Below are 9007 nucleotides of genomic sequence, written 5' to 3' on the forward strand. Positions count from 1 at the left end.
GTTGATCTGCCAAGTGATGACTCGACAGCACGTTGCAGTACAATCGCGGCCTTTACTTGCCAATTGACCGGCCCTCCCATGATCGAACCCAAGCGCGTTTTACGTGCCCTCGCCGAGCACTGGGCACTCCTTGAGCCTTTGTGTGAACACTTCGACCAAGGCACCCTGAGCCTGAACGAATTACGCCTGCAACTGGCCGTTCATCAGATGGACAGCACGCCGCAAGACATCACCGCCGTGCTCGATGCCTGGATTCGTCTGGACATTCTGGTGCCGGTCGCCAAAAGCCCGAACCGTTTCGAGCTAAACGCCCAGATTCACGACTTTCTGGCTTATTTGCGCCACGAGCACCGCCTTGGCCTGTGCCTGGAAATCGAAGCCTACCTGCGCCATCTGGAGCGGCTGGCAGGTTATATCCAGGATGCCTTCGACATTCGAGACGGCCATGACCTGGCACGCCAGCTGCGTTTACTCGATATGCGGGTACGCGATGTATTGAAAAAACTCGCCAACGATGAACAGGCGCTGGTGGCCGTAGCCGAACGGGCCAAGACCAGCGACCGGCAAATTCCGTTGCGCCAGCGCTATGCCGAAGTGCTGGCAACCTGGGATGAATACGTCGAACCCATGATTCAGCTGGTCAACGCCGACGGCGCTTTCGAGCAAGGCGTACGCAAGGTCGAAGTGGTGCTGCTGCGCATGCTCAGCGAACAGCAACGCCTCGGCCACTTGGTAGACGACGACATGCTGCTGCGCACCCATGCGCGCATCCTTGAGATGCAAACCAGCGCCCAGATGACCCTGCGCCATGCCCGTGAGTTGCTACTGCCGCTGCGTGAAGAAGCCCGCCGGCACAATGCCGTGACCCGTGGTGCCGCGCTGGCACTGGCAGCCATCCGCCGCAAAGGCCTGGACGCAGTGCCGCAAGCAGCCATGCCGATGTTCACTCGCCCGCAAAGCACCTTTTTGGGCAGCGCCAGTCAGGTTGAGGCTTATGTCTATGCCCTGGCCCGCTTCGAAGCCAAACCGGCGAAATTTCCCAAGGCGCATAAGGTCCACCGCGGCGAAACGCCCAAGGCCCCGCGCACGGTCAAGGAAATGCTCGACCGCTGCAGCGATGCGCTACCGATGCCGGACTTGATGTGCTGGCTGCTGGCACAAGAGCCAGACGGCGACACCGATGAGCTGCTGTACTGGTTCTCACGCCTGTCCCGTGAAAAACGCTTCGTGCGCGAACGCCTGGAGCGCCGCGATTACCACACCCACGAACATTTGGTCAGCCTGCGCTCCTTCGCTCTGCTTTCTCACAGCGAAGATGCGACCCAGACTACTGCGAGCTCTCTGCATGCATCTTGATCTTTCTGAACTGTCCCAGCTGGCACCGATTTTTCGTGAGCTGTTCAAGGGTTATCACGTCAGCCGCCGCGACCCGGAGCTGTACGCGCAACTGTCGAACTTCCAGGATCAATACCGCGCCCTGTTTAAAGCCCTGGGCTTTGAACTGGTGTGTGATACCCGCGGCTTCTATTACTTTGTGCCCGACACTGCCACTGCGCAGGTCAACAAGACCGCACAGCGCCTGGCGCTATTCACGTTTATCATCGTCGAGCATCTGGCCGATCAGGGCCGCGATCCGATTGCCGTGCTCGACGGTGGCAGCCTGGGCCGCGACGAGTTGCCTGCGCTGCTGGAAAAATACCGCGACCTGTTTGTGCAGGCTGAAGTCACCAGCCAGGACGAACTGGAAGAAAAGATCATGCGCCGCATGACCCAGCTCGGTTTTGCCAGTGAAGAACCCGGCATCTATCGCTTTCTGCCACCGATGCACCGTTTTCTCGATGTGTGCCTGTCGGTGCAACAAGACCGCGACCTGGCCGCCAGCCTGCACAGCATCCTGCCTTTGCCCACGCCGGTGCTGGCCGATGACGACAGTGATGACGAGGCCGCATTGGCCCGCGCCATTGCCGACGAACAACAGGAGATGGACGCATGAGCCAGGAACGCTACGGCATTCGCCGCTTTGCCCTGTTGAACACCGCCGGTTACAGCCTGGGGCTGTTCCCGCTGGAACACCCGCTGTCGGTCTACGGGGCGAACAACCTCGGCAAATCGGCATCAATCAACGCCCTGCAGTTCCCGATTCTGGCGCGCATGTCCGACATGAGCTTCGGCAAATACAGCCTTGAGCAGTCGCGACGCTTCTACTTTGCCTCGGACACCAGTTACATCCTGGTCGAAGTGTCCCTACCCCACGGCCCCCATGTGATCGGTGTTGTCGGTCGCGGCCCGGGGGGCGGCTTCGGTCACCAGTTTTTTGCCTACGCGGGCAAACTGGACCTGGCCCACTACCAGAAAGACGACACCTGCCTGCGCCAGAAGGAGCTGTTCAACAACCTGGAGCGTAATGGCCTCAAAGCCTACGAGCTCAAGCCTGATGAGCTTCGGCGTCTGCTAGTGGGCGGCCATACGTCGATCCCCCTGGACCTGACCCTGATCCCGCTGCGCTCCACCAGCGAGCAGAGCCTCAAGACCTTCCGCGCGCTATTTATCAACCTGCTGCATATGCGCGAAATCACTGCGGCCAAGCTCAAGCAACTGTTCCTCGATGCGTTCGAACACAGCCTGCGTTCGGGCAGCGTTGATTACATTGCCGCGTGCGAAGAAGCTTTCCGTGATGTACGACGCATGGAGCAGGACTACAACGCACTGGTCGGCGCCGGGCCGTTGGTCGAGGCATTGGCCGCAGGTGTGCGCCAGCGCGACCTGCTGCGTGGCAAGCTGCACCGCCTGTCACCGCTGCTCGATTCCTTGCTCGGTACCTGGCAGGACTACGCCGGGGCCCGCAAGGAAGAGCTGCTGATCCAGTCCGAGCACTACCGCAACGAACAGGACGCCTTGCAAAACAACCAGCGCAGCAGCACTCAGGAGTTGATGCGTCTTGAGCGGGAAATTTCCGGTATCCAGCGCTGGCTCGGCGAGTTGTCAGTGCTCAAACATCGCTTCGCCCTGGTCGACGACGTAAAGGTGCTTGAGCAGCAATTGCTGAGCGCCAAAGACGCCCACGACGAACTGGCGGGGGCGCTGGCGCAGTCGCGTCAGTTCAGTGCCGAGGATCTGGACGAGCGACTGCGCGATCTGGAAAAGCGCCTCAAGTCGGTCAAGCAGCAGCTCGATCACGCCGACAACAACAGCTATGCCCGCTTGCGCGAAGAGTTTTCGCAGCAGGATGTGGAACGCCTGATGCGCCTGTTCAACAGTGCCCTGTTCAGCCTGCCCCTGGGTGAGCACGGGATTGCGCTGGATGACAGCGATGCCTGGGTCAAATCGCTGGAGCTGATCCTCGATGGCTTTAAAGGCGAGCGTTTTGAAGCCCCGGGCCTGTCCATCGACTTGAGCCATATCGAGCCCCCTGCCCTGCAGGCACTGGCGGACCGCGCGGCTTTGCGCGAGCAGAAAGAGCGTCTGGAAAAAGAGCTCAAGCAACTCAAGACCCAGCAGGCCGTGACCTCTGACCGCGCCGCAAGCAAGAGCGAAGCCGAGTCCCTGTATCAGCAGGTGCTGGATGCGCAAAAGGCGCTGGAAGATTTCCGCCGCAGCCAGACGCTCAGTGCAGAAGAAGGCGAAAAACTCGAGCAACTGGCTCAGGCCGAAGCTGCGCAGGACGAGTTAAAACGCTCCAGCGATGCCTTCACCGAGCGCGTCCAGCAGTTGTCGGCCAAGTTGCAACTGGTCGGTCGCCAGATCGGTGACATGGAAGCCAAACAGCGCACCCTAGATGACAGCTTGCGTCGACGCCAACTGCTGCCCGCCGACTTGCCGTTCGGTACGCCATTTATGGATCCGGTCGACGATTCGATGGACAACCTGCTGCCGTTGCTCAACGACTATCAGGACAGCTGGCAGGGCTTGTTGCGTTGCGACGGCCAGATCGAGGCGCTGTACGCTCAGGTACGCCTCAAGGGTGTGGCCAAGTTCGACAGTGAAGACGATATGGAGCGGCGCCTGCAGTTACTGATCAACGCCTACGCCCACCGCACCGAAGAAGCCCTGACCCTGGGCAAGGCGCGCCGGGCCGCAGTCACCGATATCGCCCGCACGCTGCGCAATATCCGCAGCGACTACGACAGCCTCGAGCATCAACTGGCGCTGTTCAACCGCGAAATCAACAAGCGTCAGGTGTCCAACCTCAAAAGCTTCCGTATCGTGCTGGCCCCCAACAAGGAGGCGCTCAAGCATATCGATCAGATTATCCACAGCGCCGGCCAGTACGAAGAAGGCGAGACACTGTCGGTGTTTGACCTCAGCCAGAGCACCGAACAGGACAACAAGAACGAAGAGGCCAAGGAGTATCTGGCGCGCCTGGTGGCAGCCAACCATAACCAGTTGGGGCTCAAGGACTTGTTCGAGCTGGCGTTCGAGATCACCAAGCTCAATGGCCAGCCGGTGATCCACACGGATATCGATGGCGCGGCGTCCAACGGTACGACCATGACGATCAAGGCGCTGACCAACATGTATTTGTTGCTGCACTTGATGGACCGCGATCAGGCCGGGCGTATTCGCTTGCCGTACTACCTGGACGAAGCTGCCGACATTGACGAGAAAAACCAGACAGCTCTGCTGGAGACCAGTTTACAGCTGGGCTTTGTACCGATTCTGGCCAGTGTGAAGCCGCAGGTCTGCGCCCATGTGGCCATCGACCTGGAAGGCGGCAGCGGCCCTAACGGGATCTATATCGATGAAGACGACTGGAAGTACATTCGTCGCCATGACGAGGTGAAACCTGATGCGTTGACGGCGGTGGAAGAACGCGAACTGGATGAAGTCTGAGACTGAACCCCGTACATAAAAAAACCGCGATCATTGATCGCGGTTTTTTTTGCAGCTTATTTGCCTAACGGGATCTTCGGTGCCCACTGCAGCCATTCGTCTTCGAACTTGTCAAAGAGCGGGAAGGTTTGCTCAGGGCGAGCCTGGGTGCCCAGCTTGTCGCCGTCCGGTGTGGCGAAGGCAATGCCACCCTGCACCAGGGTTTCCAGGGATTCAGTGCGAATCGTTGCTCCTTTGAACAAACCGAAGTCGACACCAAAACCGCTCGTATTCCAGAAGCGGCTACCGCTACGCACCAACGGCGCGTAACGCGGCTCGATCAGGATATGTACCAGCACCCGGTCGGCACTGTTGCCCAACTCATACCCCGTGACTTTACCCACGGTGACTTCACGGTAGGTGACAGGCACGCCCTCCTTGAGCGAACCACGACGGGCAGCGCTCAATACCAGGCTCAATCCGGCCTGGGAAACGGCGGCATCCGGCGCTTGCTCCAGGGCTACAAAACTGGTCTGGCGCCCCAGTTGTTTGCTCGCCGGTTGCACCTCGAGGTACTGGCCGGTGACCAGGGTTTCGAGGTTGGCCGTTTTCATCAAACCAAGCTCCGGCTTGACCACCCAGAATTGGCTGCCAACCCGCGCAATCCGCTCAGGCACTTCGGTGATGCGGGCCTTGAGCAGAACCGATTGCAGGTCCTCGCTCAGGTCAATGCTTTCGATCTTGCCAACATCCAGCCCCTTGAAGCGAATCGGCGTACCCTCGCGCAGGCCATCGGCACGCGGCACCTTGATCGTAACGGCGACTCCCTGCTGCATGGCTGCGTCACGGTCAGTAAACAGACGGAAACGCGGGATACGTTTTTGCAGCGGCGCCTTGGCTTCCGGTGTTTCAAAAGCAATCCCGCCGGCCATCAGACTTTGCAGGGATTCGCTTTTAACCTGGATACCGCCGGTCAAACCGCCGGTCAACGTGATGCCGCTGGCATTCCAGAAACGGGTCGAAGCATTGACCAGATTCTCGTATTCCTTCTCGATATGGACACCGATCACTAACTGCTTTTTGGTGCGGGAGAACTGATAGCTCTGCACCGAACCGACCTTGACCTGCTTGTAGAGGATCGGGCTGCCGACATCCAGCGAGCCCAGGTTCTCGGTAAAGAGCACCATATGCAGGCCCGGTGAGCGCAGATCCAGCGGCGGAGCCTTTGGCCGGGCGACGAATTCGCGTTCGGGGGTGCTGCCCTTGTCACCCGGGCGAATGGCAATGTAGTTGCCTTTGACCAGCGCCTCCAGCCCGGTAATGCCGGCCAGGGAGATGGACGGCTTGACCACCCAGAACTGGGTGCCCTGCACCAGGTAATCTTCTGCCAACGGGTCCAGAGTCAGCTCGGCACTGGCGCTGGTCAGATCAGGATCCACCTTGAGACCCTTGAGGCTACCGACCTGGATGCCTTTGTACATGACCGGCGTACGACCGGCCTGCAGGCCCTCGAAGTCGCTGAGTTTGACTTTGACCTTGATCCCCGCCTGCGCGGCATCGAAGTCTTCATAAAGACGGAACGGCAGGCTCGAATCGGTGGGCGGGCTGTCTTTGCGGTTCTCTGGAGTGGCGAAGGCAATACCACCGGCCACAATACTGGCCAGAGATTCGCTGCGCAGTTTCACACCCGACAGGTTGGCGTCGATGCTGATACCGCTGGCATTCCAGAAGCGCGTATGTTTGCGCACCAGATTGGCGTAGGTCGGCTCGATAAAGACTTTGATTTCAACAGTGCTTTGGTCTTCGGAAAGCACATAGCTTTTGATCTGCCCTACCTGGATCTGCTTGTAGAACACCGGGCTGCCACGGTTCAACGAACCGAGACGCTCAGCTTTAAGCGTCAGGTGCAGACCTGGTTTGGCATCAGACAAGGGCGGTTCTTGTGACAGCGCCTTGAACTTGCGTGCAGGCTCGCCATCGGCGGGACTGACCGCAATATAGTTGCCGGACACCAGCGTTTCGAGCCCGGTGATACCGGCCAGAGTGACACTGGGTTTGACCAGCCAGAAACGGGTATTGGTTTTCAGGTATTGCTCAACGTCCTTGTCCATTTCGACGGTAGCAATCACCCCTTTGCTGGGGCCAGACTCGTCGAGGGCGAGGGTTTTCACCTTGCCCACGGGCATGCCTTTGTAGACCACCTCGGTCTTGTTGGCGACGATGCCTTCGCCGCTCTCGAAACGCACCTGAATATCGATGCCGGTTTCGCTGTAGGCACGCCACCCCAGCCAGCCACCGATGACCAGGGCAATAAGCGGAAGGATCCAGATCGCCGACCAGTTGGAAGCCGGGCGGGTTTTAGCGGTAGGCAAGTCACTCATGGTCGTCGTCCGACTCCGTGTTGTCCCAAATCAGTCGGGGATCAAAAGTTACAGCTGCAAGCATCGTTAGCACCACCACACTGGCAAATGCCACTGCGCCAAGATTGGCTTCGATGCTGGCTATGCGTCCAAAATTCACCACGGCCACCAAAATGGCAATGACGAAAATATCCAGCATTGACCAACGGCCAATGAACTCGATAAATCGGTACATAATGATACGTTGCCGGGCAGAAAGAGGCTGATGGCGTTGTACCGAAAACAACAGCAAGGCGATGCCGACCAGCTTGAAGGTGGGCACCAGAATACTTGCCACAAACACCACGGCAGCAATCGGGATCATGCCGTGCTGTACCAGCTCGATGACACCCGCCATGATCGTACTCGGCGAGCCCTGGCCCAATGAGTTGACTGTCATGATCGGCAGCAGGTTGGCCGGGATATAGAGAATGGCCGACGTCAGCAGCAATGCCCAGGTGCGCATCAAACTGTCGGGGCGACGCGCGTGAACCAGAGCACCGCAGCGAGTACAGGTTTGCTCGTCGGTTTCGGGGTCTTGCCTGTTCAGTTCGTGGCATTCGCCACAGATCAAGATACCCGCATCAATCGCCCGCATGAGCATCCTCCCCGGATAACGCCTGCCAGATCTGGTGAGGTGACATCACCACTTCCAGCCAGACCTGTACCAGCAACAGGCTGACAAAACAGACCAGGCCCAGGCCAAGACTCAGCTCAGCCAGATCGGACAGTTTTACGATGGCCACCAGCACGCCCATGAAGTACACCTCAAGCATGCCCCAATCACGCAGATGGTGATAAATGCGGTAAATCAGCAAACCGTAGCTGCGCCCGATATTCCAGCGAATGCTCAGCAACACAGCAAGCTGGCAGAGCAACTTGAGCAGCGGGATGCCCATGCTGCACAGGAACACCACCGCCGCGATGCCTTGCATGCCGGTGTTGTACAAACCGAGCACACCACTCCAGACCGTGTCTTGCGACGCCTGGCCCAGTAGATTGAGCTGCATGATGGGTAAAAAGTTCGCAGGTATGTAGAGCAGCAAAGCAGCAATCACAAGCGCAAGGCTGCGTTCAACCACCTTGTACCTATGAGCGTAGAGTTCATAGCCGCAGCGCGGGCATTGGGCTTTCTCACCGAGGGCGAGATGCGGCTTGCGCATCAGTAGATCGCACTCATGACAGGCCACCAACTCGTCCAGCGGTAATTCTGACACCCTGCGGGGGTCAACCGGATCTGGCATATAGGGAGTCTCAGGCTCAGAAAATGACTGGGCCTATTCTAGTGCGCGGGCTACAAAATAACTGTGCCTATTTGCAGGACTTTAGCTGCAGGCGATCTGAAGAACGATACGCTCAGGCGGGTCATAACTTTTTTCGCCACAAAAACAAACCCCCTGTCTGCGTGAGCAGACAGGGGGTTTGGAATTTAATCTTGACGATGACCTACTCTCACATGGGGAAACCCCACACTACCATCGGCGATGCATCGTTTCACTACTGAGTTCGGGATGGGATCAGGTGGTTCCAATGCTCTATGGTCGTCAAGAAATTCGGTAGCCAGGTCGTTTACCTTTCGGTTTACGCTCCAGCGAATGGGTATGTAATAGATAAGGTGTTTTGTGAACCGCAAACTTTCGGTTTGTATCGTCTTCACACACCGCAATTCGCTTCTAAGCAAATTGCTTGGGTGTTATATGGTCAAGCCTCACGGGCAATTAGTATTGGTTAGCTCAACGCCTCACAGCGCTTACACACCCAACCTATCAACGTCGTAGTCTTCGACGGCCCTTTAGGGA

At 58.2% G+C, this 9007-nt stretch carries 6 protein-coding genes and 2 rRNA genes; 3 read left to right on the top strand and 5 right to left on the bottom strand.

Annotated features, from left to right (window positions below; genetic code table 11):
* Positions 1–78 precede the first annotated feature (78 nt).
* From mksB to mksF, 3 genes are read left to right on the top strand one after another with little or no spacing between them, the layout of a single operon-like run.
* The gene (gene mksB / locus HBN79_RS12890) at positions 79–1356 is read left to right on the top strand and encodes an Mks condensin complex protein MksB (RefSeq protein ID WP_095019681.1); all 1278 of its coding nucleotides are present in this window, start codon (positions 79–81) and stop codon (positions 1354–1356) included.
* The gene (mksE, locus tag HBN79_RS12895; RefSeq protein WP_095003214.1) at positions 1346–1993 is read left to right on the top strand and encodes an Mks condensin complex protein MksE; all 648 of its coding nucleotides are present in this window, start codon (positions 1346–1348) and stop codon (positions 1991–1993) included. The genes mksB and mksE overlap by 11 nt, the downstream gene beginning before the upstream one ends.
* A complete protein-coding gene (mksF, locus tag HBN79_RS12900; RefSeq protein ID WP_095003215.1) occupies positions 1990–4830 on the top strand; it encodes an Mks condensin complex protein MksF in 2841 nt (946 codons plus the stop codon). The genes mksE and mksF overlap by 4 nt, the downstream gene beginning before the upstream one ends.
* Before the next feature lie 56 nt (positions 4831–4886).
* On the opposite strand, the gene HBN79_RS12905 is transcribed toward mksF, so the two are convergent.
* The 5 genes from HBN79_RS12905 to HBN79_RS12925 all read right to left on the bottom strand — a co-directional run.
* On the bottom strand, positions 4887–7190 hold the full coding sequence (locus HBN79_RS12905; protein WP_095003216.1) for an MlaD family protein: 2304 nt from the start codon (positions 7188–7190) through the stop codon (positions 4887–4889).
* On the bottom strand, positions 7183–7806 hold the full coding sequence (locus tag HBN79_RS12910) for a paraquat-inducible protein A (protein WP_095003217.1): 624 nt from the start codon (positions 7804–7806) through the stop codon (positions 7183–7185). Before HBN79_RS12910 ends, HBN79_RS12905 begins: the two co-directional genes overlap by 8 nt.
* On the bottom strand, positions 7793–8452 hold the full coding sequence (locus tag HBN79_RS12915) for a paraquat-inducible protein A (RefSeq protein ID WP_095021242.1): 660 nt from the start codon (positions 8450–8452) through the stop codon (positions 7793–7795). Before HBN79_RS12915 ends, HBN79_RS12910 begins: the two co-directional genes overlap by 14 nt.
* Positions 8453–8641: 189 nt before the next feature.
* Positions 8642–8757 (bottom strand): 5S ribosomal RNA (gene rrf, locus HBN79_RS12920).
* A 148-nt stretch (positions 8758–8905) separates the two neighbouring features.
* Positions 8906–9007: ribosomal RNA gene (locus tag HBN79_RS12925) — 23S ribosomal RNA — on the bottom strand; the annotation flags it as partial.

This window comes from Pseudomonas sp. WS 5051, from assembly GCF_012985715.1.
Lineage (GTDB): Bacteria > Pseudomonadota > Gammaproteobacteria > Pseudomonadales > Pseudomonadaceae > Aquipseudomonas > Aquipseudomonas bubulae.